This window comes from Mesorhizobium sp. C372A (assembly GCF_030323245.1).
Lineage (GTDB): Bacteria > Pseudomonadota > Alphaproteobacteria > Rhizobiales > Rhizobiaceae > Mesorhizobium.
The window spans coordinates 3104943-3129218 of record NZ_CP100475.1 but is presented as its reverse complement, the minus strand read 5'-3'; the positions used below and the strand labels follow the sequence as shown (position 1 = coordinate 3129218).

The 24276-nt window shown below is 62.6% G+C and carries 27 protein-coding genes and 1 pseudogene; 16 read left to right on the top strand and 12 right to left on the bottom strand.

Translation table 11 applies throughout. The features are described from left to right. Positions 1–8 precede the first annotated feature (8 nt). The 3 genes from NLY42_RS14910 to NLY42_RS14900 all read right to left on the bottom strand — a co-directional run bounded on the left by NLY42_RS14910 (position 9) and on the right by NLY42_RS14900 (position 2591). Positions 9–947: a diacylglycerol/lipid kinase family protein gene (locus tag NLY42_RS14910; RefSeq protein WP_023754560.1), complete on the bottom strand. Its 939-nt coding sequence runs from the start codon at positions 945–947 to the stop codon at positions 9–11. A 710-nt stretch (positions 948–1657) separates the two neighbouring features. After that, positions 1658–1936: a hypothetical protein gene (locus NLY42_RS14905; protein WP_156933718.1), complete on the bottom strand. Its 279-nt coding sequence runs from the start codon at positions 1934–1936 to the stop codon at positions 1658–1660. A gap of 22 nt (positions 1937–1958) precedes the next feature. Beyond that, complete coding sequence (locus NLY42_RS14900; protein WP_156933370.1) at positions 1959–2591, bottom strand: hypothetical protein; 633 nt, start codon at positions 2589–2591, stop codon at positions 1959–1961. A 286-nt stretch (positions 2592–2877) separates the two neighbouring features. Here NLY42_RS14900 and NLY42_RS14895 point away from each other — a divergent pair, with 286 nt between their 5' ends. Together NLY42_RS14895 and NLY42_RS14890 are read left to right on the top strand one after the other, a co-directional pair. Next, on the top strand, positions 2878–3393 hold the full coding sequence (locus NLY42_RS14895; RefSeq protein ID WP_023754562.1) for a hypothetical protein: 516 nt from the start codon (positions 2878–2880) through the stop codon (positions 3391–3393). Positions 3394–3534: 141 nt separating this feature from the next. Beyond that, positions 3535–3987, top strand: a complete 453-nt coding sequence (locus NLY42_RS14890; protein ID WP_245263544.1) for a YegJ family protein — start codon at positions 3535–3537, stop codon at positions 3985–3987. Positions 3988–4102: 115 nt separating this feature from the next. On the opposite strand, the gene NLY42_RS14885 is transcribed toward NLY42_RS14890, so the two are convergent. Together NLY42_RS14885 and NLY42_RS14880 are read right to left on the bottom strand one after the other, a co-directional pair. Next, positions 4103–5071 carry a DUF3137 domain-containing protein gene (locus NLY42_RS14885; protein ID WP_023754563.1) on the bottom strand — a complete coding sequence of 323 codons (969 nt, stop codon included), beginning with the start codon at positions 5069–5071 and terminating at the stop codon, positions 4103–4105. A gap of 46 nt (positions 5072–5117) precedes the next feature. Continuing rightward, complete coding sequence (locus NLY42_RS14880) at positions 5118–6164, bottom strand: CapA family protein (protein ID WP_023754564.1); 1047 nt, start codon at positions 6162–6164, stop codon at positions 5118–5120. 146 nt (positions 6165–6310) lie between these two features. On the opposite strand from NLY42_RS14880, the gene NLY42_RS14875 reads away from it, so the two are divergent. From NLY42_RS14875 to NLY42_RS14860, 4 genes are all read left to right on the top strand, one after another. Further along, complete coding sequence (locus NLY42_RS14875; RefSeq protein WP_023754565.1) at positions 6311–7576, top strand: hypothetical protein; 1266 nt, start codon at positions 6311–6313, stop codon at positions 7574–7576. 122 nt (positions 7577–7698) lie between these two features. Continuing rightward, positions 7699–10869, top strand: coding sequence for an excinuclease ABC subunit UvrB (uvrB, locus tag NLY42_RS14870; RefSeq protein ID WP_023754566.1), 3171 nt, complete (start codon positions 7699–7701; stop codon positions 10867–10869). Between the two features lie 339 nt (positions 10870–11208). Then, complete coding sequence (locus NLY42_RS14865) at positions 11209–12735, top strand: ABC-F family ATP-binding cassette domain-containing protein (RefSeq protein ID WP_023754567.1); 1527 nt, start codon at positions 11209–11211, stop codon at positions 12733–12735. Positions 12736–12883: 148 nt separating this feature from the next. After that, entirely contained in the window at positions 12884–13057 is a 174-nt protein-coding gene (locus NLY42_RS14860; protein ID WP_023672009.1) for a hypothetical protein, read from the top strand. Positions 13058–13106: 49 nt separating this feature from the next. On the opposite strand, the gene NLY42_RS14855 is transcribed toward NLY42_RS14860, so the two are convergent. Further along, positions 13107–13721 (bottom strand): glutathione S-transferase family protein, encoded by a 615-nt coding sequence (locus tag NLY42_RS14855; RefSeq protein WP_023672010.1) that lies wholly within the window; start codon positions 13719–13721, stop codon positions 13107–13109. Between the two features lie 200 nt (positions 13722–13921). Here NLY42_RS14855 and NLY42_RS14850 point away from each other — a divergent pair, with 200 nt between their 5' ends. Both NLY42_RS14850 and NLY42_RS14845 read left to right on the top strand, forming a co-directional pair. Then, entirely contained in the window at positions 13922–14350 is a 429-nt protein-coding gene (locus tag NLY42_RS14850) for a VOC family protein (RefSeq protein WP_023705894.1), read from the top strand. Positions 14351–14421: 71 nt separating this feature from the next. Further along, positions 14422–14774 (top strand): annotated as a pseudogene (locus tag NLY42_RS14845) (DUF1428 domain-containing protein). A gap of 7 nt (positions 14775–14781) precedes the next feature. Here the strand turns inward: NLY42_RS14845 and NLY42_RS14840 are convergent. Next, complete coding sequence (locus tag NLY42_RS14840; RefSeq protein ID WP_023701593.1) at positions 14782–16416, bottom strand: tetratricopeptide repeat-containing sulfotransferase family protein; 1635 nt, start codon at positions 16414–16416, stop codon at positions 14782–14784. Positions 16417–16619: 203 nt separating this feature from the next. Next, positions 16620–16802 carry a hypothetical protein gene (locus NLY42_RS14835; protein WP_023705895.1) on the bottom strand — a complete coding sequence of 61 codons (183 nt, stop codon included), beginning with the start codon at positions 16800–16802 and terminating at the stop codon, positions 16620–16622. Positions 16803–17125: 323 nt separating this feature from the next. Between NLY42_RS14835 and NLY42_RS14830 the strand changes: the two genes are divergently transcribed. The 3 genes from NLY42_RS14830 to NLY42_RS14820 are packed head-to-tail and all read left to right on the top strand — an operon-like array spanning position 17126 to position 17833. Beyond that, the gene (locus tag NLY42_RS14830; protein WP_023701590.1) at positions 17126–17395 is read left to right on the top strand and encodes a hypothetical protein; all 270 of its coding nucleotides are present in this window, start codon (positions 17126–17128) and stop codon (positions 17393–17395) included. Then, positions 17392–17658: a hypothetical protein gene (locus NLY42_RS14825; protein ID WP_023683726.1), complete on the top strand. Its 267-nt coding sequence runs from the start codon at positions 17392–17394 to the stop codon at positions 17656–17658. Before NLY42_RS14830 ends, NLY42_RS14825 begins: the two co-directional genes overlap by 4 nt. A gap of 37 nt (positions 17659–17695) precedes the next feature. After that, positions 17696–17833, top strand: a complete 138-nt coding sequence (locus NLY42_RS14820; RefSeq protein WP_023683725.1) for a hypothetical protein — start codon at positions 17696–17698, stop codon at positions 17831–17833. Between the two features lie 363 nt (positions 17834–18196). Here NLY42_RS14820 and NLY42_RS14815 read toward each other — a convergent pair whose 3' ends face one another. Beyond that, entirely contained in the window at positions 18197–18610 is a 414-nt protein-coding gene (locus NLY42_RS14815; RefSeq protein WP_023672018.1) for a Kazal-type serine protease inhibitor domain-containing protein, read from the bottom strand. A gap of 484 nt (positions 18611–19094) precedes the next feature. Between NLY42_RS14815 and NLY42_RS14810 the strand changes: the two genes are divergently transcribed. From NLY42_RS14810 to NLY42_RS14800, 3 genes are all read left to right on the top strand, one after another. Further along, positions 19095–19307 carry a cold-shock protein gene (locus NLY42_RS14810; RefSeq protein ID WP_006202520.1) on the top strand — a complete coding sequence of 71 codons (213 nt, stop codon included), beginning with the start codon at positions 19095–19097 and terminating at the stop codon, positions 19305–19307. A gap of 352 nt (positions 19308–19659) precedes the next feature. Beyond that, positions 19660–19872, top strand: a complete 213-nt coding sequence (locus NLY42_RS14805; protein ID WP_023672019.1) for a cold-shock protein — start codon at positions 19660–19662, stop codon at positions 19870–19872. 192 nt (positions 19873–20064) lie between these two features. Further along, positions 20065–20490, top strand: coding sequence for a BA14K family protein (locus NLY42_RS14800; protein ID WP_023672020.1), 426 nt, complete (start codon positions 20065–20067; stop codon positions 20488–20490). Positions 20491–20548: 58 nt separating this feature from the next. Here NLY42_RS14800 and NLY42_RS14795 read toward each other — a convergent pair whose 3' ends face one another. The 3 genes from NLY42_RS14795 to NLY42_RS14785 all read right to left on the bottom strand — a co-directional run bounded on the left by NLY42_RS14795 (position 20549) and on the right by NLY42_RS14785 (position 22771). Then, a complete protein-coding gene (locus tag NLY42_RS14795; RefSeq protein WP_023695789.1) occupies positions 20549–21187 on the bottom strand; it encodes an MBL fold metallo-hydrolase in 639 nt (212 codons plus the stop codon). A gap of 230 nt (positions 21188–21417) precedes the next feature. After that, positions 21418–21732 carry a hypothetical protein gene (locus NLY42_RS14790; RefSeq protein ID WP_023672022.1) on the bottom strand — a complete coding sequence of 105 codons (315 nt, stop codon included), beginning with the start codon at positions 21730–21732 and terminating at the stop codon, positions 21418–21420. 145 nt (positions 21733–21877) lie between these two features. After that, the gene (locus tag NLY42_RS14785) at positions 21878–22771 is read right to left on the bottom strand and encodes a branched-chain amino acid aminotransferase (RefSeq protein WP_023672023.1); all 894 of its coding nucleotides are present in this window, start codon (positions 22769–22771) and stop codon (positions 21878–21880) included. Positions 22772–23015: 244 nt separating this feature from the next. On the opposite strand from NLY42_RS14785, the gene NLY42_RS14780 reads away from it, so the two are divergent. Continuing rightward, complete coding sequence (locus NLY42_RS14780; RefSeq protein ID WP_023683723.1) at positions 23016–23549, top strand: MarR family winged helix-turn-helix transcriptional regulator; 534 nt, start codon at positions 23016–23018, stop codon at positions 23547–23549. Beyond that, entirely contained in the window at positions 23536–24255 is a 720-nt protein-coding gene (locus NLY42_RS14775; RefSeq protein WP_023672025.1) for a response regulator, read from the top strand. Before NLY42_RS14780 ends, NLY42_RS14775 begins: the two co-directional genes overlap by 14 nt. Positions 24256–24276 lie beyond the last annotated feature (21 nt).

Genomic DNA, 24276 nt, shown 5'->3' with positions numbered 1-24276 from the left:
GCCTTGATTCAATATCTCAGCGTCAGCGCTCCGGGCAGGATCTCGAAGGTCGCCGGTATACGCCCCGGCGACTCGCCATCTATGTCGACCAGCGCGCCGTTCTTCTCGACATCGCCGATAGGTTCGACCACCACTTTCCGGCCACGCAATATGGTGATGGCCGGATGGTTGCGGTGCCGGCCGCCATAGAGCAGCCGAATATCCCAGATCAGCTTCAGCTTGCCGGCCGCGCGCAGGACGACGATGTCGAACTGGCCGTCGGCGAGTTCGGCGTCCGGGGCGATCATCATGCCGCCGCCGAAGAACTTTCCGTTGGCGACCGCCACCAGCGCCATGCGCGCCTCGACCGGGGTGCCATCGTCGACGGTGATCCGGACATCCTGGAAGCGGTAGCGGATGAACTCGACCACGGTGCGCCAGAAAAACAGCGCCTTGGCCGACATCCTGCCCTTGCGCTTGTCGGCATTGACCGCACGGTCCGTGGCGCCGGACAGGCCGAGGCTGGCGATATTGATGAAGTGCCGGCTGGCCAGCGCGCCGTGGTCGTCGATGTAGCAGATGCGCCCGGCATCGACCTTGCGCGCCTTGGCTTCGGCGATCCGCTTCAGCACCGCATCCACCTCTTTCGGCAGCCCGAGCCCGCGCGCGAAATCGATGCCGGTGCCGCAAGGCAGCAAGCCAAGTTCGGTTGTCCGGCCGCTCTCATCGAATGCCTGCAGCAATCCGTCGGCCACCTCGCTGGCGGTGCCGTCGCCGCCGGCCGCGATCACCAGCTCGAAGCCGCTTGCCGCGAGGTCGAGCGCCAGCCTTTCGGCGTCGCCCTCGGCCTGCGTCTCGCGCAGCTCGAATTCGCCGAAATGCTTTTTCAGCGAAGCAGCGACCTCCGGCCAATGCCGTTTCAGCCGGCCGCCGCCGGCAATCGGATTGAGCACCACCCCGACTTTCAATGCGCACCCTCCCCGCACCGAGCCGATAGGCTCGATGCTTTGCCGGCATTGAAGCCCGCGCCAGCCGGCGGAGCAAGGGGCACAGCCGATCAGGCGCAAAAAGCGGGCGGGCTGTCTAATGCAGCTGGAGTCGAAATTCCGAGCTTTGTGGCAAACGATCCCCGATAATCCCGTTATCCACAGGCTCACGCCCATTCCCCAAAACCCTTACCCGGCGTAAGTTTAACCCATCTCAGGCGGCTACCGATCGCCACGCCGAAAGGCAAAGCGAAAAGGCGGATTTCCTGAGGCCCGTACGGCCCGAAGCGAGAGCAGGCTTGCTTGTTCGAGGGACGGATGCCGAGACCTACGGGGCCGCGGAAAGCGTGCGAACGCCAACGGCGGACCGATGCTGCCATGAAGGACGGCGAAAACCTTCGATGGCGCGCCGAACGAAGCTCGCAAGGGTGGAGAACGGCGTGGTCTGGAACGGGCACTGCCTTCGGCGGTGACTGGCAGGACCGTCAAAATCAAGGCCGGCATGGCGCGACGACTTTGCGGAAGTTGCTGCCGCGACCGTGTCCTGATCTGACAGGGAGGCGCTGGGAGAAATCCCGGCGCCGACTGTCTTTTGGGCCAAGGGTCCGGTCGGCGAAGCGACGCGTAAGAAGCCGATACTTTGCTGGAACGCGATTTCGGCGCTGACGGCACCACTTCATCACCAGGCGCGGTCAGCAATTCACCGACATGATCCCGCGCCTGATCGACAGAGGCGTGTCCTTCGTCGAGATCGGTGGCAACGACGCGATCATGCTCACCGTGTTTCGGCGGCAGACTTCGCTCCGCCCGAAGGCGCCCGGGCGCTGTTCAGCCAACCGTTTCCGATCGATCCGGCCACCCGTCGCACCGGGCTGATCGTCGCCGTGCGCAAGCTGCACATCGTGCTGCCGGCGCTGTTCGAAGCAGGCGCGAGGCTTGAGCGCGTCTACAACTGAAGCCGCGCCCTGCACGCGGCCTGCCCGGCGGGCCGAGCTACTTCTTCGGGCCGATGCCCGGGACCAAATTGAGGCCAGCGTTTATATATTCCGGCCGTATGGCGCCGCTGATGAGCGTGAAGGTGGCGAGCATGATGCTGGCCAGCGCACCGTCATGCCATGGCCTGAGGGCCAGCGCGTTGACGGCATAGGCCCAGAATGGGAAGGCGAGCATCGACATGACGATGTTGGCTCCCGGAGCCTCCGCATTGTCGGCTGAATCGCTGACCGATTTCAGATACACCGGCGTCATCGCCAGCGCGACGATCAACATGATCCATGAAATGGTCCAGACGCTGATACCGGCCATTTCAATCTTATAGATGGCTGCCTGCACCTTACCCGGAATGTCCCCCGGATTGCCTTTGGTCTCTTCCGCCACCGCATCGGTCAACGCCTTGGCAACCGGCTGCTCGGTGGCATTGACCAGGATGGAGTTGACGAAGATGAAAAATGCCACGACTTCGGCAGGCACGTACTTCGCAACCCGGTCGAGATAGCCGTCGCCGCCTTTCGATCCTTGATCTTCTTTCTTGTCATCGTCGACGCCGAGCGGAGCATCGCCTGGAACGCCCTCGAGCGTTGAATCCCTTTTCGGCACAGGCTCAGCGGACCGGACAATTCTTCCCATGACAACCCCCTCCTATATTGTTGTATCGCCCCGTGAGTATCGTAGTAGAAAACCGGGCCAAGAAACAGTTGTCGCGGCCATAGCCGACAAGATTTATTCAGGCTTCTTCCTGCAAATGCATCACGCTCCCGCCCTATCTGCTACCGGGTGTCTCGAAATCCACCTATAGTGAGCCGTACCCGAAAAACGCATCCCCCGGCTCATCGCGTGATCGCGGCCAAAATCCCGCCTTGTTCGCGCGCGATGGAAGGACTGGCTGCCGGGGGGCAATCCGAAGGACAAGACCGTGATCAAGACCGCCCTTGTCGCCATGACCATTGTCGGCTGCGACTGCGACGCCAAGCTTTGCGAATATATCGGCGAGACGCCGGCGAAGTGGGCGACCATCGCCGACTGCGAAGCGGCGATGAAAAGCCAGATGCTGCACAAGAAGAACTTCGACTATCCGCTGGTCTCTGGCATCTGCCGCAGCAAGGGGTCGGCGTCTTCTTCGCAACTGGCGGCGGCCGCATCCCGCCCGGAACTGAAGCCCGCCAGCCGGAATGTCCAAACCCCGTTGCCGCCGGAACTGAGCCATCGGCCGAGCGTTCCCGTCGGCTCCCCGACGACGGCCATGGAGGCAGCAGCGGTACGGCCCGTCGCCTACGAGCAAGTGGTCGATGGCGGAACAGGCGTGCTCTACCGCACCAGGAACGGCTACGCCGTGGTCAAGACAGATCTCGGCCGCGTCGCGTCGGCAACGGTCGGCATTGCCAAGCGGTCCGCGAACTGGCTGGCAGGGCTGGTGCCGAGCGGGTTGTGAGCGGCCTGCCGTTCGGACCATACCACGCTATCGCACTGCCGTTGAAAACTCCAGATAGATGCATGATGGTGTCAGGCATCGACACGCAGGAGCGCCATTTCATGAAGCATGCAGTTCGAACCGTGCTGTCCCGGTGCGGCCTTGGCGCCGATTCCGACCGGTGCGCAGGATTCCGGCCAGGGCGGCGACAAGGTTGTAGGCGTCGCCAGGGACGATCCGGACATGGCGGCGGCCATTGCGCAGGCGCGCGCCAGCCTCGATGAATTCCTGTCCTTGTCGGATGCGCCGCCAGCCGGGACAACCAGCTACAAATTGAAAGTCGAGGTCAGGGACGGAGACGCCTCGGAGCATTTCTGGATCATCCCCTTCCACACGACCGCGACCGGCTTTGCAGGAACACTGGCCAATGAGCCGCAAGCGGTGCACAATGTCGTGGCCGGCCAGGAACTCGAATTGAACCGGGACGATATTTCCGACTGGGGCTACACTAGAAACGGTCGCCAGGTAGGCAGCTTCACAGTCTGCGTGATGTTCAAGACGATGGCGCAAGAAGACGTCGAATATTATTGCCAGAACTACGGCTTCGACTGCTGACGCGCGGCAGCCTGACTAATGCATGCGCCCAAACAGGACCGCCGTTTTGGGGCAACGAATGCATGAAAACAAGACCTGAAGCGCGTCGCATGAATTCGTTTCGACGCGCGGCGCTTTAGGCCTCGCCATCCGTCGCGCCGATCTTGCGCACCAGAGCCGCGGTCGCCAGGATCGCGCCCATATCGGCGATCATCGGCGCGATGTGCTTGGTGTAATCGAGCGGCACGGAAATGGCGGGCAGTTCGAAGAAATTCTTCGGCTGCGGCAAAAGCAGGAAACCATCGCTGCCATTAAGTGCCACCCGCGCCGGATCATCGCGCCATGTCTCGTGCAGCCATTTCAGCGCCTGCGCCAACCGGCCGCTCACCAGCGGCTGCGCGGCGGCGACATTGTCGGTGCGAAATTCGTAGTCGCCGTCGAGCATTGGATCGCCGCTGGACAGTTCCTGCATCTTGCCGGCGAAGATGCCGCGGAAGAAACCGACCACCGCGTTGCTGCGGCGCGTCGCGACCAATATGCCGGGGAACGGCGCGATCGTTTCGAACGCAACGATGACGCCCTTGAAGACCGTCGACGAGCCTTTGCCCGAACCTTGGCGCAACTCCGCCTCGTAGAGCTCGAACGGAAAATCCTCGTAGCGGCCTGACACGATGTCGTCGAAGCTCTGCCGGTTGAAGGCGCCGACCACGGCGCGCGGCAGCCGGTCGAAGGAATTCGGCGTCACGCTGTGCTGATAGCGCACATCCCTGATGAAGCCGAAGATGATCGGCAGCAGCGTGTCACGGAACGATTGCTGCAGCCGCGTCGCCGGCCTGATCGCCAGGAAGTACAGCAGCAGCGCCGCGAAGAAACCGCCGGCATAGAGGAACACATGCGGCGTCGAGAACCATTGCTCGTTCAAGTCGGCGACCTTGTTGAACAGCCAGGCCACCAGCACGACAAAAACCAGCAGCAGCCCCAGAAACACCGGCACCCGCCAGCGCACCTGGCGGCAGGCCGAAGCCCGTCCAGCCTCATAGATCTCGATATTCTTCCTGATGCCGGCGACCACCGCTTCATCAGGCATGAACTCAGCTGCTTCCATCGCCCCCTCGCAAAATCCTATTATACCTATGATAACGGGAAAGTTGTCAGTCGCCAAAGATCGCCTTCAGCCTGGCCTGGACCTTGCCCTTCACCCGGCCAGTCAGCGCCTCGACCGGAACCAGCCGCTCATGCCCGCCTGCGCGCAGCCGCATGAAGGGATGCATCCGGTACCCGGCGATCGCACCGCGCATGCCGAGATCGGCGCTGACATCGACGACGAAAATGCCGGCGATGCGGCCGGGCCAGGGCTGCCGCGCCAGCGCCGTGCCGAGGAAGTCGCCAAGCCCGTAAGCCACGAGCGTCTTGCCGACCCATTGCACCGGCTGCACGACATGGGCGTGGTGCCCGGCAATCAGCCCCACGCCGTGACCGGCCAGCAACCTCGCCAGCGTTTGCGTTTGCGGCTGCGGAAAATGCCGGAACTCCCAGTCCCAGTGCGGCACCGCACAGGTGAGATCGATGTTCTTGTCGGCCGCGCCTCTCGGCCATGCCGCCGGATCGCCTTGCATCGAGACAAGCTCGGTGAATGGCCCGGCGTCACCATTGCGCCACAGTGTGAAGGCGGCAAAGCCGATCGTCAGCGGCCCGGCCTTGACCTGCTCGACCGGTCCTTTTTTCGCGGTGCCGATGGTGCGGATGCCAAGCCGCTTCAGCGCCGCAGCCGTCTCGTCGAAACCGGCGACGCCCTGGTCGAGCACATGGTTGTTGGCCAGCGACAGCACGAGCTTTTCACGCGCGATGCCTACGGCGGCAAGCGCCGCGGCAAGAAACCGCTCGCTCATCGCATGGTGCGTGCCAAGCCGCGTGCCAAACGCCACGCTCGGCCGCTCGACGACCGGACTTTCGCAATTGCCGATCACCAGATCGGCTGAGCCCAAGAGCTTTGCGATTTCCGGATCGCACTCCGGCGCACTACGGTTGGCCACCGCCGAAATATCGCCGACAAAGGCCAGCCGCACCTTCCGCCCCGGCGGCGGATCGATGATCGTCGTCGCCGCCCTCGGTGCGAGATCCCTGACATCGCCGCCGAGAGACGGTTTCAGGAAGCGCGGCAGCCATGACAGTTTGTAGGAAAGCGGATAGTTCGACACGCGACGCCCAATCGTTTGCCCAATCGGTTAGCTTGTGTAGACGGTCTGCCCGGGAAGTGTCGACCGTCAGTCCTTGAAACACTGCCGCCGGCAGACACGGCGCCAAATGCGTGTAATGTCTGCGCATCGCATAGTGGAGGGATGAGATGACACGTTTTGCAGGCCTGCTGGCGTCCGCCCTCCTCCTGTTGCTGCCTTTATCTTCGGCCCGCGCTGCCGCGCCCAAAGCGGCAACCGCTTTGTTCGAGGCCAAAACGGTGACCGAGCGCAACGCCGCGCTTACCACGCTCGAGGCTGCAGCCCAGGGCGATCCGGCGTCAGCCTATGCCGCCGGGGCCGGCGAATTCTTCACCGCGCTGGAAATCCTCGCCGGCGGTCTGCACCGCCACGGGTTCGAAAGCCCGCAATCATTCATGCTGCCGCTGATGCGGCTGCCGATTCCGGACAATCCCAATCCCGAACCGCTGACCTATGAGCAGTTCCGCGCCATTCTGGTCGCCTTCCGCGACCGGCTGGAGACATCCGCGGCCACTCTGGGCTCGGTACCCGCCGATGCCGATATCGGCATGGTCGTCGACCTCACCCATGCCGGCATCGATCTCAACGAAGACGGTGCCATCGCGCCGGATGAAAGCATGGCCGCGATCATGGCCTCGCTGTCGCGCGGCGGTATCTCGTCGGACGGCGCCGCTCCCTCGCTCACATTCCGCTTCGACCGGGCCGACGGTTTCTGGCTGCAGGGCTATGCCGAATTCCTGATGGCGCAGGCCGATTTCTGGCTGGCGCATGATTTCAGGACCATGTTCGACGGCTCGTTCCACATGCTGTTCCCGCGCGCCAAACTGCCGCTGCAGGACGTTCTGGTGCCTCCCGCCGGGGACATGGGCAGCAGCATCTTCTCATCGGAATGGCGCATCGCGGATTTCATCTCCATGGTTCACCTCGTGAACTGGCCGGTGGTCGAGCCCGAGCGACGTCAAGCGGCGCGCCGCCATCTGCTCGAAATGATCCGGCTGTCGCGCCAGGACTGGAAGGCGATCCGCGCCGAGACCGACAATGACCGCGAATGGCTGCCGGGACCGCAGCAGAAGGGCGAGAACCCGCTCACCGGGCTCGAAGTCGGCGAGGAGCAGGTCGAGGCCTGGCTCGCCACTCTGACCATGGCCGAAGACCTTTTGGAAGGCCGCAAGCTGCTGCCGCATTTCCGCATCACGGTCAGCACCGGCCAGGGCATCAACATGAAGCGTTTCTTCGAAGAACCGAAGCCTTTCGACCTAGTGCTGTCGATTACCGGCCCGGCCATCGCGCCCTACCTCGAGAGCGGTGAGATCGTAACCAGCGGCGAGTTCGACCAGATCCAGCGCCAGTTCGGTGGCGGTGGGTTTTTGACCTTCGCGCTGTGGTTCAATTGAGCAGGCGGCCTGGCTTCGCGTAACACATCTCCTGACACCCTTGTGTCAGGAGCTTCGACCCGCTTAGCGCCCTTCGCCACTGCACTCTTTCCATTTTGGCGGACTCTGCCCATATTTGGGGCATGGCCAAACTCCCTGACAAAAAGACACCGTCTCCGGCGGGTGACAACGGCGCTTCGCCGCCGAAGCGGCGCAGCCCGCTGACCGATTTCCTCGATGCCTCGGAGCCTCTGCACAGAGGCGGCTTCGCCGAGGCGCCGCAGGCCGACTTCACCGGCACGCCGCTGAGCGGCTCGATTGCCGACTGGGCAGAGCAGATAGAGCAGGAGGCCGAGAAGGAAGGGCGTAGTTCCGGCGGCGCCAAGCCGCCGAAGGTGGCGAAGAAGATTCCGGAACGCTCAACCTCCCCCGGCCGCAGTTCGCGCGGCACCTCGATGGGCGGCGCGGCCACGGCCCGCGAGCGCACCGCCGCCGGCCTCAACCCGGTCGCCGGTCTCGACATCTCGCTGGAAGACGCCGAGACGATGGCCTCGGGCAGCGTCACCGCGACGGTCGCGGCGCTGTCGGCGCTGATCGAATCCGGCAACCCGCTGCACAAGGACGGCGTGCTGTGGACGCCGCACCGCCCTGCCCGCCCGGAAAAATCCGAAGGCGGCATCGCCATCAAGATGGTGTCGGATTTCGAGCCGGCCGGCGACCAGCCGACCGCCATCAAGGATCTTGTCGAGGGCGTCGACAACAATGATCGCACTCAGGTGCTGCTCGGCGTCACCGGCTCCGGCAAAACCTTCACCATGGCCAAGGTGATCGAGCAGACGCAGCGCCCTGCTTTGATCCTGGCGCCCAACAAAACGCTGGCCGCGCAGCTCTATTCCGAGTTCAAGAAATTCTTCCCCGACAATGCGGTCGAGTATTTCGTCTCCTACTACGACTACTACCAGCCGGAAGCCTACGTTCCGCGCACCGACACCTTCATCGAGAAGGAATCCTCGATCAACGAGCAGATCGACCGGATGCGCCATTCGGCCACGCGTTCGCTGCTCGAGCGCGACGACGTCATCATCGTCGCCTCGGTGTCCTGCATCTACGGTATCGGCTCGGTCGAGACCTACACGGCGATGACCTTCCAGATGCAGATCGGCGACCGGCTCGACCAGCGGGCTCTGCTCGCGGATCTCGTCGCCCAGCAATACAAACGCCAGGACATCAATTTCGTCCGCGGCTCGTTCCGCGTGCGCGGCGACACGATCGAAATCTTCCCGGCTCACCTTGAAGACCGGGCGTGGCGCATCTCGATGTTCGGCGACGAGATCGAGGCGATCACCGAATTCGATCCGCTCACCGGCCAGAAGACCGGCGAGCTGAAGAGCGTCAAGATCTACGCCAACTCGCACTATGTGACGCCGCGTCCAACGCTCAACCAGGCGATCAAGTCGATCAAGGAGGAGCTCAAGCACCGGCTGGTCGAGCTCGAGCGCGCCGGCCGCCTGCTGGAGGCACAGCGGCTCGAACAGCGCTGCCGCTTCGATCTTGAGATGCTGGAAGCCACCGGCTCCTGCGCCGGCATCGAGAACTATTCGCGCTATCTCACGGGACGCCAGCCGGGCGATCCGCCGCCGACTTTGTTCGAATATATCCCCGACAACGCGCTGGTCTTCATCGACGAAAGCCACGTCACCGTGCCGCAGATCGGCGGCATGTATCGTGGCGACTTTCGGCGCAAGGCGACACTGGCGGAGTATGGTTTTCGCTTGCCCTCCTGCATGGATAATCGCCCGTTGCGCTTCGAGGAATGGGACGCCATGCGTCCGCTCTCCGTCGCGGTTTCTGCGACACCCGGCGCCTGGGAGATGGAACAGGCCGGCGGCGTGTTCGCCGAGCAGGTCATCCGCCCGACCGGCCTGATCGATCCGCCGGTCGAAGTCCGCCCGGCGAAAAGCCAGGTCGACGATGTCGTCGGCGAAATCCGCGACACCACGGCCGCCGGCTACCGCACGCTGGTCACCGTTTTGACCAAGCGCATGGCCGAAGACCTGACCGAATATTTGCATGAGCAAGGCGTGCGCGTTCGCTACATGCACTCCGACATCGACACGCTGGAGCGCATCGAGATTCTACGCGATCTCCGCCTCGGCGCTTTCGACGTGCTGGTCGGCATCAACCTGCTGCGCGAAGGCCTCGACATTCCTGAATGCGGTTTCGTCGCCATCCTCGACGCCGACAAGGAGGGCTTCCTGCGCTCCGAGACGTCGCTGATCCAGACCATCGGTCGCGCCGCCCGCAACGTCGACGGCAAGGTCATCCTCTATGCCGACCAGGTCACCGGCTCGATGGAGCGGGCGATGGCCGAGACCAACCGCCGCCGCGAAAAGCAGATGGAATGGAACGCGGCCAACGGCATCACCCCGGAATCGGTGAAGTCGCGCATCTCCGACATTCTGGACTCGGTCTACGAGAAGGACCATGTCCGCGCCGATATCTCGCAGTTCACCGACGGCGCCGGTGCGATGATGGGCAACAATCTCAAGGCTCATCTCGACGCCATGGAAAAGCAGATGCGCGACGCCGCCGCCAATCTCGACTTCGAGAAGGCCGCCCGCATCCGTGACGAGATCAAGCGGCTGCGCGAGATGGAACTGTCCATCTCGGAAGACCCGCTGGCCAAATACGCCGACATGGAAAGCCCGGTCTCCGGCCGCGAGAAGGGCAAGCACAACAAGGGCGTGGCCAAGCACCGTACGGCTGAGGAACAGGAGCGTTTTCGCAAGTTCGACGACGCACGCGCGGCTGAAGAGGCGGCCAGGGCTGCCCGGTCCAACCTCTTCCGCAAGCCGGCGCTCGACGAAATGGGTGCCGACGGCGCCGTGCCGGTGAAGAAACCGCTGTTTGCCAAGCCGTCGATCGACGATATGGGGCCTGGTACCGACATGCCGACACCGTCAGGCGCGGTGTCGCGCTCGTTGTTCAAGAAACAGTCGGCGCAGGAAGCGCACGGCTCCGACTTCGGCATTCCGGGCGATGCCACCAAGCCGCTGTTCAAGAAAAACTCGCTGGACGAGATGACCGTGCGGCGGACCGAAAAGCCGGTCGAAGGAAAAGTGCCGGCCAAGCCAAACCCAATCTCCCCCCAGCTGGGGGAGATGTCCGGCAGGACAGAGGGGGGCGCGAAGGATCGCGACGATTCCCCCAAGCCAATCATTCGCCAGCGTGCTGGCATCGGCTCCTACGAGGACCCAGGCGATGCGCGTCGTGATAAGCGGCGGCCGGGGAAGACGGGACGGCCGGGGAAATAGCACCTCTTTCCTTCTCCCCTTGTGGGAGAAGGGAAGAGCGCTCCACCACCGCCGCATCCGTCGCCCACTTGCCTCCACCCCCGCCTTTGGTGTAATCGCTCCACACACTCAAAGTTTTGTCTTGAAAGGAGGGCTGCGTGTCTATCGATCACCATCGTCAGCGTGGCCCGATTTCTGCCCTGCGAGTTCGCTTGCAGGGCTGACCAGGGACATCACGGTTTTTTCCCGTTTCGATTTTTTGGTCTGCCCTTCGTGGTGCGCAAAGCTGAGCCTGACGGCCGGCAAGCACACCGTCAAAGTGCATCCGGAGTTGTCTCCGGCAAGACCAGAGAAATCGCAATGGCCCTGATCAGCCTCAAATCCCTCGGCGTCACCATGAGTGCGCCGCTGTTTTCCAATCTCGACCTCACCATGGGCGCCGGCGACCGGCTCGGCATCGTCGCCGCCAATGGCCGCGGCAAGTCGACCTTGCTTAAATGCCTGACCGGCGCGCTGGAGCCGACCTCGGGCGACATTTCTCGCACGCGCGGCCTGCGTGTCGGCCATGTCGAGCAGTCGGTTCCGCCAGCCCTTCTCAGCCGCAGCTTCCATCAGGTGGTGGCCGATGCCTTGCCGGCCGAGCAGGCCGACAGCGAGATGTGGCGCGTCGACGTGGTGCTGGATTCGCTCGACGTGCCCGAGCCGATGCGCGAACGGCCGATGCAGGCGCTGAGCGGCGGATGGCAGCGGCTGGCGCTGATCGCCCGCGTCTGGGTCACCGATCCGGATGTGCTTTTGCTCGACGAGCCGACCAATCATCTCGACCTCGCCAAGATCAGCCAGCTGGAAAGCTGGCTGAACGCCCTGCCGCGCGAAGTGCCGGTGGTCATCGCCAGTCACGACCGCGCCTTTCTCGACGCCGTCACCAACCGCACGCTGTTCTTGCGCCCGGAGGACTCGCCGGTGTTTGCACTGCCCTATTCCAGGGCGCGGCAGGCCCTGGACGAATTGGACGCCTCGACGGCGCGCCGGTTCGAGCGCGACATGAAGGTGGCGCAGCAACTGCGCAAGCAGGCCGCCAAGCTCAACAACATCGGCATCAATTCCGGCAGCGACCTTTTGACGGTGAAGACCAAGCAACTCAGGGAACGGGCGGAGAAGCTGGAAGACGCCGCGGTATCGGCGCATCGCGAGAAATCGGCCGGCGCGATCCGGCTGGCCAACCGCGGCACCCATGCCAAGGTGCTGATTACGCTGGATGACGCCGCAGTGGAAACGCCGGACCGCACGCTGCTGTTCAAGACCGGCAAGCGCCACATCTGCCAGGGCGACCGCATCGTGCTGCTCGGCCGCAACGGCGTCGGCAAGTCGCGTTTCGTCGATCTGATCCGCAACGCCATCGCCGAGCCGGACACGGTGCCGAACGTCAAGGTGACGCCGTCGACGGTGCTTGGCTACAGCGACCAGGCGCTGGCCGGCATCAGTGGCGACGACACGCCGCTGGCCCTGGTCTCGCACCGCTACGATGTCGGCGAGCAACGCGCCCGCTCGCTGCTTGCCGGCGCCGGCGTTGTCATCGAGATGCAGGAGAAAAAGATCGGCGTGCTGTCCGGTGGCCAGAAGGCGCGGCTGATGATGCTGGCGCTCAGGCTCGCCAACCCCAACTTCTACCTGCTCGACGAGCCGACCAACCATCTCGACATAGACGGCCAGGAAGCGCTGGAAGCGGAACTGCTGGAACATCAGGCGAGCTGCCTGCTCGCCTCGCACGACCGTTCCTTCATCCGCGCCATCGGCAACCGCTTCTGGCTGATCGACAAGCGGAAGCTGACCGAAGTCGAAGACCCCGAGGATTTCTTCCGCTCGGTGGCTGAAACGGCGGGCTGAGGAACTACCACCATGGGCCGTACCGTGTTGCGGCCCATGCTTTCGCATCTCCCGCAAATATTTTCAGCGCTCTGTCGGATCGCCTGAACCTGCTGCGTCCTTGGGATGCCGACACGATGATGCCGGCTTCATCTGAGGAGAACGCATCATGTCCATTCTGTCATCCATAGGCCGCGTCGCCGCCCGTTACGCACAGAACCGCGCCCGCTATCGCAGCGAGCGCGAGCTTCTGGCCCTGCCGATCGAACTGCGCAAGGATATCGGCTGGCCGGAAATCCTCATCGACGCGCAAAACGGCCCGCGGATCTGCAGGGCGCCCTGACCATGCGGTCGGGAAAGATCGATGCAGGCCGCCGCGGGGCGACCGTTGCTCAGTCATGCGTATCGCCCGACAGCGGCGTCGCCTGCATCGATCGACGCTTTTCGAACGCCTCGAACCAGCGCGTCAGCCGCGCCCGCGCGCGAAAGGACGGCAGCTGGCGGAACGCCATCCAGGACAGCGTGGTGGCAAGCGCTATATGGCCGACATGGAGCGGTGTCTCGTCGTCCAGCGCGCTTTCGATCCAGTCATAGCTGGCCTCGATTTTTTCCCGGTAGCCTTCGGCAAGCGCTGCATAGCGCAACTGTTCGGGCCGCCTTTCCGTCTCCCAGCGCAGGCCTATGCCCGTCTGCGCCAGGCCTTGGGCGACCGCCTGCAACCGCAACGCCTGCCAGCGCGCTTCGCCGTCCTGCGGCAGCAATTTGCGGCCGTCATGCAGCGTATCGAGATAGGCGCAGATGACATCGGAATCGAAGAGCGGCGGCGCATCCGGCCGCAGCAGCACCGGCACCTTGCCGAGCGGGTTTTCGGCGTAGACACTGGCATTGCGCAAGGTCGGGCTGGTCTCGTGATGAATGACCTCGAGCCGGTCGGCAAGCCCGACCTCATGGGCGAAGACGAGCGCTTTGCGCGCAAAGGGCGAATGGGTCTGGTAATAGAGGATCATTGTCGTCTCAGCGGGGTTAAAGGAGCAGTCCCCTTTCTAGCCTGCTGACAGCGAGCATTGCGCTCTGATTGGGCGCCGCCGACGCAAGTTCGTTTCGCCAGAAAATCGCATCAGACATGTAGGATCGCGGCCGGCTCGTTCGTCCTAGGGTTCGCAAGGCCAAACCAAATGCCCAGACCAAACCCAAAGAGGAACAAGACATGACCGACCAGACCCCCATTCAGCCGGCCGCGAAAGTTCTCGGTGGATTGACCCCCTATCTGCAGCTGGACGGCGCCTTCAAGGCCGCCGAATTCTACAAGAAGGCTTTCGGCGCCGAACAGGTGTTCTTCTATCCGCCCGATGAGCAGGGCCGCACGATGCACATCCATCTCCACATCAACGGCTCGACGCTGATGATTTCCGATTTCTACCCCGAAAACGGCATGCCTGCCGTCAAGCCGCAGGGCTATACCATGCAGCTCCATCTCGGCGCCGACGAGATCGATGGCTGGTGGAAGCGCGCGGTCGATGCCGGCTGCGAAGTCGCAGTGCCGCTGCAGCTGATGTTCTGGGGCGACCAGTGGGGCAACATGCGCGATCCCTTCGGGGTCGAATGGGCGATGAACGCGCCGGCGAAGAAAGACTGACCACCGCTGACAAAGCTCCTCACCGGCTGACGCCGGTAAGGAGCTTTGTGAGATACTCCAAGGAAAACCCAATGTCCTATGTCGATGGTTTCGTGCTCGCCGTGCCGAAGGCAAATATCGATGACTACAAGAAGCTGGCCAACCTCGCAGGCCCGATATGGAAGGAACACGGAGCGCTCGCCTATGTCGAATGTACCGCCGACGACGTGCCCTATGGTGAGTTGACCTCGTTTCCGCGTGCCGTTCAGGCAAAAGACGACGAGATCGTCGTCTTTGATTGGGCCGTCTATTCGTCCAGGCAAAGCCGCGACGCGGTAATGCCAAGGTGATGGCCGATCCCCGTTTGACACCCGATTTGGGGCCCATGCCCTTCGATATGAAGCGCATGATCTTCGGCGGCTTCCAGCCCTTCATCGAGCTTTAGCCGCTGCTCAGGCCAGCTTGTCCAGCAGCGGCTTCAACCTGTCGCCATAGCGCTTCCAGAGATCGACCGAGCCCCGATACATCGGCTGGCGCACCTGCGCGGCCGAGGCCGTGCGCACCGGGCGGTCGGTCTCGTGGAACGACAGCGCCTTGTCGTCCCAGGACAGGCCGAGATGCCCGATCAGCGCCCGCGTCTGTCCCTCTTGGTCGGCCACGAAATCCTCGTAACGCACGTTATGCACGACGCCCGGCAGAACATCGTGCCAATGCGCCATGATGTCGGTGTAGATATTGTGGAAATCGGCGAGCTCGCCCAGATCATAGCCGTAGCGGTGGTTGTCGCCGCGGAAATGCACCTTGTAGATCGAAAGGCAGGTCGCCGCCGCATCGCGCGCGCAATGGATGATCTTGGCTTTCGGCAGCATCATATGGATGAAGCCGATGAGCAGGAAGTTGCCGGGCATCTTGTCGGTGACATGCCTGAAGTTGGGATAGCGCTCATGCAGCATGTCGAGATAGGCTTGGCCCGCCTCCGCAAACTCCGCGTCGGATACATCGACCAGTCCCCAGGGGAAACCTCCCGGCATGGTCAGCGGAAATTGCTTGCCGACCGCGGTTTTCAACATGCTGAGCTCGCCCGCGCCATAGACTTGTGGATGGCTGGCGATGATCTGTTCGACCAGCGTGGTGCCGGAGCGCGGCATGCCGACGACGAAAATCGGGGTGTCGTCGGAGATTGCACTTGGCTTGTGCTTTTCGAAAAAGCCGGCGTTGAACACCGTCTTCATCGCCTCGAATTCGGCCCGCGTCCTGACCGGATCATAATCGATGCCCTTGCGGCGGATCGCATTGCCTTCAGCGAAATAGTCGAAGGCCCTGTTGTAGTCCTTCAAATCGTCATTGGCCTTGCCGAGACCGAAGGACAGCTGCATGCGCGCCAGGCTGTCGGCCGGCGCCTTGGCATGCTGGGCCTCCATGCCGGCGAGTTCGGCGTCGCGCTCCTTCTGGCGCTTGACCTGCGTCAGCATCAGCCAGGCCTTTGCCATGCCTGGCGTGATCGCCAACGCCTGCCGAAACAGGTCTGCCGCTTCATCGAGCTTGCCTTTTTCCATCAGCCCGACGCCGAGCCCATGCAACAGGTCGGCATCCTTGGGCCGGATCGTCAGCGCCTCGCGAAAGGTCGCCAGCGCCTCATCCAGACGACCGGCTTCCTGCAACGTTTCGGCAAGCCCGATGCGGGCGCGGACATGGAAGGGATTGCGCCCGATTGTGCCGCGATAGATGTCCTCCGCAGCCTCGAACTGGCCGAGCTGTTTCAACGCCGAACCCAGATTGTCGCGTGCCGCGAGCTGGTCGGGCTTGAGATCGACCGCGCCGCGGAAGAAATCGGCGGACGCGGCAACGCGGCCGAGATCGCGCATCACCGTGCCGAGATTGTTGAGGAAATCGGGATTCTTCGGCTGCAGACGCACAGACTGCTCGATCAGCTCCAGCCCTTCGGGGCTGCGCCCGGTCTGGTGCAGCAACAGGCCCAGGAAATGCGCCGCTGCCGGGTGATTGGCCTTGCGCGCCAGCACCTGCCGGTACAGCGTCTCGGCCTCCTGCCGGCGCCCGGCCTGATGCAGCTGCAGCGCCTGCTGCACATATTGGTCGAGGCCCAGCGGCGGCTGTCCGCCAGCTCCAGCACCCGCCGCTCTTCTCTGATCTCTGTTGATGGGAAACCTGCCGTGTTTTGTCCGCTTGCCGCGATCTAGGCCATCGGCGCTGCAGGTTCAAGGGAAGAGTGGGCTCGCCAAGGGCGCGGACCTCTTCGAAACTCTAGAGGAATTCCAGGAAAATGTAGCGTTCAAATCAGCCGGTTGCTCTCGGCGAGCCGGCGCTCCCGCCGTTGCGTGCCGTCGGTGTCGGCAATCTTGCGCCGTGCCGCTTCGTCGCTTCTTATCGTCAGGCGCACTGACATTGCCTTGGGGAAGAGGACGATTGGCTCGATTGTTGCGGTCGGACGATCCGGCGTTTTCATGAATCTCATATATTTTTGCCTTTCGTAAAAAATAATCTTAGGGGCACCGGAATAATTATTCCGATGCGCTCTAAATAAGAAATTGGCTGATATTGTTCCACGATAGCAGATTTATTAGGGGTTTATACGAGAAATTTTTTATACCGGTCGAGCCGTGGCGGAAATCAGCTTGAATAGCCAACAATTTCGGATTATTGATCTGAGATCGTTTTTTGGGTCAAGCTTGGCATATAGCGGCGTCGGAGATACTCGACCCGCCAAACTCATTCCAATCGCCGATGGTTGAGTTCCCGGTTGATGCCGGAAAGCATCGACGAACCAGAGCCAAGCCAATGCCGGATCGCACCACCCGTTCCATCGCCCATTTCGCGGCACCCTTCGTGCTTAGCGGGCTGGAAGGGCAACTGCCGGCCGGCGACTATGACATCGATCACGACGAAGAGCTGATCGAGGGCATGTCGCGGCTTGCCTGGCGTCGCGTCGCCACCTTCATCCATTTGCCGGCAAGGGCGGTGAAGAACCCGGCCACCAGCCAGCTTGTCGCCATCGACTACCTCGAACTCGAAACAGCGCTGAGGCGCGACCAGGAGAACGCAGCATGATCCGCTTCCAGCAGAATGCGCGTCCGCGCACCGACACGCCCTCGCACCTCTTCGCCGTCGGCCAGACCGTGCGCATGAAGAGCCGCAGCGGGCTCGCCCAGAAGACCGCCGAGCTGTTTCAGATCAAGAGCAGATTGCCGGTCAAGGATGGCTCGCCGCAATATCGCATCCGCAGCGAGCAGGAGACCTATGAGCGGGTCACCACGGAAGACAACCTCGAAGTGGCGGACGCCCCGGCTGTCCCCGACAGCCCGGCCGTCTGACACCGCACCCACCCAGCACGTACGAAGGAGCAGACAGATGGCCAAGGGTCAGCAGCGCAGCAATCGCGAAACTCGCAAGCCCAAGAAAGACAAGGTGGTGGCCAAGGCCGCCTCCCCGTTCGGTTCCTCGGTCAAGCAAGCCGAGAGCAGCCTGAAGCCGAAGTCGAAGGGCTGACAAGGCAGGGACGCGCCTGGCGTACCTGCCAGCAATGGACTGACGATCTCGCGCAAAACTCTGCAACGGAGGCTTGCTTGACGTTCTTCGTCGAGCCGCTCGCGCGACGTCGACGAAGCCACGCTCGACAAGGTATCCTTCTTCCCTTGGAGGTGAGAAGCGGTCCGCGCAGCAGACGAAAAGCCAATTGTTGGCTTTTCGAGTTTCGAACGCCCTGAGCCTGCGAAGGACCAAGGGTGGTCCGGTCCACCCGCCCGGTCCCCGCTGCTTCGCAGGGTCCCGGCATTCGCCGCCTTTTTTATCGTGTCAGTGGGACGGTGAATTCGCCTCCGGCGGACTCACCCGACAGGGGAGAAGGAAAAATCAGCAGGGGCCGTCCTCGACGACGCGGTAGTCGGCGGCACGGGCCTCGCAGGCGTTGGGAAAGGTGCGCAGCTCGCCATGGCGGCGGGCGCAGACCGGGGCGTATTCGCGCGTGCAGAATGTCGGCTCTTCGCCACCACCGCCACCACCGCCGCCGTCGCGGCAAGGGCCGTCGCGAACGATGCGGTAGCCTTCCCGTTCGGCAAGGCAGGCATTGGCGAAGGTCTGGCGGTCACCGCCGCGCCGCGCGCAGACCGGCTCGTATTGCCTGGTGCAGAATTCCGGTTCCGGCCGTGGCGGGCGCGGACGTGGTCCCGGCCCGTCATCGACGACGACGGTGCAGGCCGCAAGAAGACCCGACAGGAAGAGAATAGTAAAACCCTGGCGCGAGAAGATCGTCGCAAGAAATCTCATGAATATGCCTCCCTCGAGACCCCCGTCCCCGGCGCAAAACGCGCCTGTCGATCCTCGCCATTGCCTTGCCAAATGCAACCCCCGTTTGCGGCGCGGGAGCCATGCGATGCCCGGCCCGCGCATTGGTTTGGCCCTGGACCAGACCGCTGGACCATGCGTGGCCGGGCTCTGGCTGATGAACTCTTAAGAACCCAGGTTTATCGAAGCGCCTTCGTTGGGATGCGTCGATGGACGCGGCCCGCGGCGCTATCTTGCAACTATCACGTTTCCGTGCGATAAATTTTGTGTTCGGGCATTTGCGACCCGGAGAGCGGAACGTTTTGGACGACCTTTCCCCGATACTGTGAATCTCTGACGGCCCCGTTTTCGGCGGGGGGTTTTACCATGCGCAAATGCAGGACTGCCGAAGCAACCACCGGGACTTGCCCACGATGCCAGGCGGCGGGCAAACCATAAGACTGACACGGGTGAAGGAGTTTCCCCAATGGCCCAGACCGGCACCGTTAAATTCTTCAACGCGACCAAAGGCTTCGGCTTCATCACGCCCGACGGCGGCGCCAAGGATGTGTTCGTCCACATTTCCGCGATCGAGGCCTCGGGCCTGCGTACCCTCGTCGACGGCCAGAAGGTCACCTTCGACGTTGAACCCGACCGCATGGGCAAGGGTCCGAAGGCGGTCAACCTCCGCGCGGCCTGAACCGGCGGTGCCCGCGCGCCCGTCAGGGCGCTCGAAAAAGCACCTCAAGCGTGTTTGAACCGGCTTTGTCAGCCGTCCAGAGTTTCGAAGGCGCGACGTTTCTGGTCGCGCCTTTTTCATGTCCGCCGTCGCCGCAGGCAAAGGACGCTCTACCGGTCCATGGCGTGGCTGATCGCCGGAGCAATCGTCTGGCGCGAATTGCCTTCGGTGCAACAATCTATTTGACCAGCCTTCAGCGTTGCCGCCCTGGCCAAAACTTTCTCTTGCCGATAGCGCTAAAATAAAGGACAAATTTCCCTTCGGGCATTTGCCGGCCCGAAACTGGACTTTATGGGATCAAAGGGAGCTTCCCATGCCGCAGACCGGCACCGTCAAATTCTTCAATCATGCCAAAGGCTTCGGCTTCATTACACCCGACGACGGGCAGAAGGATGTCTTCGTTCATATTTCGGCCGTGCAGGCTTCGGGTCTTTCCGGTCTGGAGGATGGACAGAAAGTGACATTCGACACCGAGCCGGACAAGCGCGGCAAGGGTCCGAAGGCCGTCAACCTGTCGGTCGGCTAAGCCGGCTCAAGACAGTCCGGACGGAGATTGACGAGGCGGAGCGCCTTGCGTACGCGCTTGGTTTTGCCGCAAGAACTGGATCGTATCAGCCAATTCCGTTCAGCCCCCGTTCAGCCACGGTCTTCTATTAATCGTCCCCTAGGCTGGACCGCATCCCCGAAAACTATCCGGGCCGGCACGAAGGAGACCAAAATGAATCGCATTTTCAAGACCGCCATCCTGGGCGCCGCTCTCGCCGCGACCACCCTCGCCACCTTGCCTGCCGCCAATGCCAAGGACTGGAACCGCTGGCATCATGGCCATGGTCGTCATCATAATGGCGACGCGCTTGCGGCCGGTGTCGTCGGCCTTGCGGCCGGCGCTCTGATCGCCGGTGCGCTGAGCAACCCGCAGCCGCGCTACAGCAGCTATGATGACGATTACGACTACCGCGAAGTGCGGCCGGCGCCGGTGCGCCGTTACTATGCCGAACCGCGGGTCGTCTATGCCGACCGCTATGCCGAGCCGTGGACCCGCGACTGGTACGAATACTGCTCGGACCGCTACCGGAGCTTCAATGCCCGCAGCGGCACGTTCACCGGCAATGACGGTGAGCAGCATTTCTGCGTCGCGAATTGAGCTTCCACAAAAAGCGCTGACCGCAAGGCCAGCGCTTTTTTTTGGCAGAAAGACATCGCTAAGTCAGGAAGGGATTGGTCCGCCTCTCCTCGCCAAAGCGGCCACCCGGGCCGTGGCCGCAGATGAAGCCGATCTCGTCACCGAGCGGCAAAAGCTTGTTCTTAATCGAGGCGATCAGCGCCGCATGGTCGCCGCCCGGCAGGTCGGTGCGCCCGACCGAGCCGCGAAACAGCACGTCGCCGACATGAGCGAACTTCGCCGCGCGATTGTAGTATACGACATGGCCGGGCGCATGGCCGGGGCAGTGCAGCACCTCGAACATATGTGAGCCGAACGAAACCGTCTCGCCCTCTGCGAGAAACCGGTCGGGCACGCAGTTGCGCGCCCCGGCAATGCCGTAGCGCTGGCCCTGGTTCTCGAGATTGTCGAGCAATAGCTTGTCGGCTTCGTGCGGGCCGATGATCTCGATGCCGAGTGCTTCCTTCAGCTCCATGGCGCCGCCGGCGTGATCGATGTGGCCATGGGTGATCCAGATCGCAGCGGCGGTGATCGCATTGTCCTTCAGCACCGCCAGCACCTTGTCGATGTCGCCGCCCGGATCGACGACGACGCCATGCTTGTCATCCATGTCGAACAGGATGGTGCAGTTCTGCTGGAAAGGCGTGACCGGCACGATGCCGGCATTGAGCTGACCCATGATTGTCCTTTCGCTGTTCCAGCGTGATGTAGAGGCGCGGGCGAAGGCCGTCCACTGCTGAAAGGCAAACAGTCCGTCCCAAAACAGAAATGGGCGGCCCAACGGCCGCCCATTTGACGAAGCCTGAGTCTCGAGCAATTCCAGGAAAAGTGTAAAGCGGTTTTCCGTCCGGAATTGGGTAAAACAACAAACTAGATCATTCGCCGTGAAACGGTGAATGATCTAGAGGCTTACTTCTTCATCGCGCCCATGACCGCACCGATGATGCCGGTCAGGATGGCGCCGCCGCCGGCGCCGCCGAGCAGGTTTTTGAGGTTCAGCGTATCGCCCAATCCGCCCGCTGCCGTTGCAGCCGCTGCCGGGTCGGCCGTGCCGCCGAGCAGGCTGCCGAGGATCGCCGCCCCGCCAACGCCGCCAACCGCGCCGCCGAGGATTTTGGTCAACTGGCCCATCGCCGCATTCTTCAGCGCAACGCCGACCGCCTGACCACCGACAACACCTGCAATTACCTGTACAACGAGCGCAATGAGCGTATTCGTATCCATGTACCTAGTCCCTCCATAGCTGCCAGCCTCCCGGGCCGACACCATCATGAGACGCTGAATTGTACGAAAGTCAAATGCACAGATGCTGAAATAAAGGGGCCGGCCTCAAAACCGCCCCTGCTTGCGAAAAAAGCTGTGACTTTCGTTATTCTGCGGCTATCGCATGCTTAGGTTGCACCGCAGCAGAATAGTCGTTCATCAAAGTCTTGGCGATCTCGCCGACCTCGAATCGGTACGGACCGATCTCGGAGACCGGCGTCACTTCCGCTGCCGTTCCGGTGAGGAAGCACTGTTCGAAGCCTTCGAGTTCCTCAGGCATGATGGCGCGCTCGACGACTTCAAGGCCGCGGTCCTTGGCGAGGCCGATGACGGTGCGGCGGGTGATGCCGTCGAGGAAGCAATCGGGCTTCGGCGTGTGGATCTTGCCATCCTTGACGAAGAAGATGTTGGCGCCCGTTGCTTCGGCGACCTGGCCGCGCCAGTCGAGCATCATGGCATCGGCATAGCCCTTGGCCTCGGCGGCATGCTTGGACATGGTGCAGATCATGTAGAGGCCGGCGGCTTTCGACTTCGACGGCGCGGTGCGCGGATCGGGCCGGCGCCATTCCGCCAGATCGAGACGGATGCCCTTGAGCTTCTGCGCCGGGTCGAAATAGCTCGGCCATTGCCAGATGGCGATGGCGCAGTTGATGCGGCTGTTCTGCGCCGACACCCCCATCTGTTCGCTGCCGCGCCAGGCGATCGGCCTGACATAGGCGTCCTGGAAACCCTGCTTCTTCAGAAGCGTGGTCGAGGCGTCATTGAGCTCGGCCACGGAATAGGGAATATTGAAGCCGAGCAGGCGCGCCGATTCATGCAGACGCTCGGTGTGCTCGTTGAGCTTGAAGATGGCGCCGCCATAGGCGCGCTCGCCCTCGAAGACGGCGCTGGCATAGTGCAGGCCGTGGGTCAGCACGTGGATCTTGGCATCGGCCCATTTGACGAACTCGCCGTTGATCCAGATGAAGCCGTCCAGTTGGTCGAAGGGAACGGATGCCATGGAAACCTCCCGCGGGCGGCGACCCGCACATCATTAGTGTTGTTCTTGTTGCGCGACAGCCGCGTCGGGCGGCCCTTGAAGCGTAAGCGGAGAATCGAACTCTGGCAAACTCAGGAAGTTCCGGAAAAACCGCACTCCCTTGCCTTTTCGTTCGCATTCAGCCGAAAAGCTTGTCAAAAATTACCATTGCGGGGAAATTACGTCAATAGTACTGACATAATTTCCCTCTATGGACGGAGAAATGATGACGGATCGAAGCCCAGCTGCCGGAAAACCGATCAAGACGCCGATCACCGACGAGGACGGCATCGACTTCGCCATCATCGAACTGTTCTTCTTTGCGTATCGCGATTTCACTTCCGATCCGGACCAGATCCTGGCCGATTACGGCTTTGGCCGCGCCCATCACCGGGTGCTGCATTTCGTCAACCGCCGGCCGGGACTGACGGTCGCTGAACTGCTCGACGTGCTCAAGATCACCAAGCAGAGCCTGGCGCGGGTGCTCAAGCAGTTGATCGACACCGACCATATCGTGCAATTGCAGGGTCCGCGCGACCGCCGCCAGCGGGAGCTCTATCCGACAGCCAAGGGGCGCGCCCTGGCGCTGGCCCTGGCGCGGCCACAGTCACGCCGCATCCGTGCTGCATTGGAAGATTCCGGAGCCAGCGAGCGTCCCTTGATCGAACGATTCCTGGAAGCCATGGTCAATCCGGAACTAAGGGCGCAGATCGACATTGTGCCTGCAAACATGTCAGGGAAAAGCCATGGAGACCATTGAGAGGGTGGACCAGCCGACGGCGCCGGACGATGACGCGCCGCATCTGCTTGTGGTCGACGACGACACCCGCATTCGCAATTTGCTCAAGCAGTATCTGACCGAAAATGGTTTTCGCGTCACAGTCGCCGGAAATGCCGGCGAGGCCAGGCGAAAGCTTGCAGGACTCGACTTCGACCTCCTTGTCCTCGACGTCATGATGCCCGGAGAGACCGGCGTCGACCTCACCAAGGCGCTGCGGGCGGAGAAGAACGTACCGATCCTGATGCTCACCGCGCTATCGGAAACCGACAGCCGCATCACTGGGCTCGAGGCCGGCGCCGACGACTATCTGCCCAAGCCCTTCGACCCGCGCGAACTGATCCTGCGCATCAATAACATTCTGCGCCGCGGCGGCCCGGCGACGACGCCCAAGGTCGAGCAGCTGGTCTTCGGCCCCTACACCTTCCAGATCGCCAGGCGCGAGCTGAAGCGGGGCGGCGAGGCGCTGAAGCTGACCGACCGCGAGCAGGAGATCTTGGCGATCTTTGCCGCGCGGGCCGGCGAAACGATCCCGCGTCACGAGCTTGTCGGCGACGATTCGGAAGTCGGCGAGCGCACCATCGACGTCCAGATCAACCGCCTGCGCCGCAAGATCGAGCGCGATCCGTCCAATCCGGTCTGGCTGCAGACGGTGCGCGGTATTGGGTATCGGCTCAGCGTGGAATAGAATGCCGCTGACGGCCGCCCT

Coding starts and splice junctions, on each gene's coding strand:
- NLY42_RS14815 (WP_023672018.1), bottom strand. CDS start 18,610: ATGAGATTTCTTGCGACGATCTTCTCGCGCCAGGGTTTTACTATTCTC.
- NLY42_RS14830 (WP_023701590.1), top strand. CDS start 17,126: ATGCCGGATCGCACCACCCGTTCCATCGCCCATTTCGCGGCACCCTTC.
- NLY42_RS14790 (WP_023672022.1), bottom strand. CDS start 21,732: ATGGATACGAATACGCTCATTGCGCTCGTTGTACAGGTAATTGCAGGT.
- NLY42_RS14810 (WP_006202520.1), top strand. CDS start 19,095: ATGGCCCAGACCGGCACCGTTAAATTCTTCAACGCGACCAAAGGCTTC.
- NLY42_RS14850 (WP_023705894.1), top strand. CDS start 13,922: ATGACCGACCAGACCCCCATTCAGCCGGCCGCGAAAGTTCTCGGTGGA.
- NLY42_RS14800 (WP_023672020.1), top strand. CDS start 20,065: ATGAATCGCATTTTCAAGACCGCCATCCTGGGCGCCGCTCTCGCCGCG.
- NLY42_RS14775 (WP_023672025.1), top strand. CDS start 23,536: ATGGAGACCATTGAGAGGGTGGACCAGCCGACGGCGCCGGACGATGAC.
- NLY42_RS14805 (WP_023672019.1), top strand. CDS start 19,660: ATGCCGCAGACCGGCACCGTCAAATTCTTCAATCATGCCAAAGGCTTC.
- NLY42_RS14795 (WP_023695789.1), bottom strand. CDS start 21,187: ATGGGTCAGCTCAATGCCGGCATCGTGCCGGTCACGCCTTTCCAGCAG.
- NLY42_RS14860 (WP_023672009.1), top strand. CDS start 12,884: ATGTCCATTCTGTCATCCATAGGCCGCGTCGCCGCCCGTTACGCACAG.
- NLY42_RS14820 (WP_023683725.1), top strand. CDS start 17,696: ATGGCCAAGGGTCAGCAGCGCAGCAATCGCGAAACTCGCAAGCCCAAG.
- NLY42_RS14865 (WP_023754567.1), top strand. CDS start 11,209: ATGGCCCTGATCAGCCTCAAATCCCTCGGCGTCACCATGAGTGCGCCG.
- NLY42_RS14885 (WP_023754563.1), bottom strand. CDS start 5,071: ATGGAAGCAGCTGAGTTCATGCCTGATGAAGCGGTGGTCGCCGGCATC.
- NLY42_RS14855 (WP_023672010.1), bottom strand. CDS start 13,721: ATGATCCTCTATTACCAGACCCATTCGCCCTTTGCGCGCAAAGCGCTC.
- NLY42_RS14785 (WP_023672023.1), bottom strand. CDS start 22,771: ATGGCATCCGTTCCCTTCGACCAACTGGACGGCTTCATCTGGATCAAC.
- NLY42_RS14875 (WP_023754565.1), top strand. CDS start 6,311: ATGACACGTTTTGCAGGCCTGCTGGCGTCCGCCCTCCTCCTGTTGCTG.
- NLY42_RS14780 (WP_023683723.1), top strand. CDS start 23,016: ATGACGGATCGAAGCCCAGCTGCCGGAAAACCGATCAAGACGCCGATC.
- uvrB (WP_023754566.1), top strand. CDS start 7,699: ATGGCCAAACTCCCTGACAAAAAGACACCGTCTCCGGCGGGTGACAAC.
- NLY42_RS14835 (WP_023705895.1), bottom strand. CDS start 16,802: ATGAGATTCATGAAAACGCCGGATCGTCCGACCGCAACAATCGAGCCA.
- NLY42_RS14900 (WP_156933370.1), bottom strand. CDS start 2,591: ATGGGAAGAATTGTCCGGTCCGCTGAGCCTGTGCCGAAAAGGGATTCA.
- NLY42_RS14825 (WP_023683726.1), top strand. CDS start 17,392: ATGATCCGCTTCCAGCAGAATGCGCGTCCGCGCACCGACACGCCCTCG.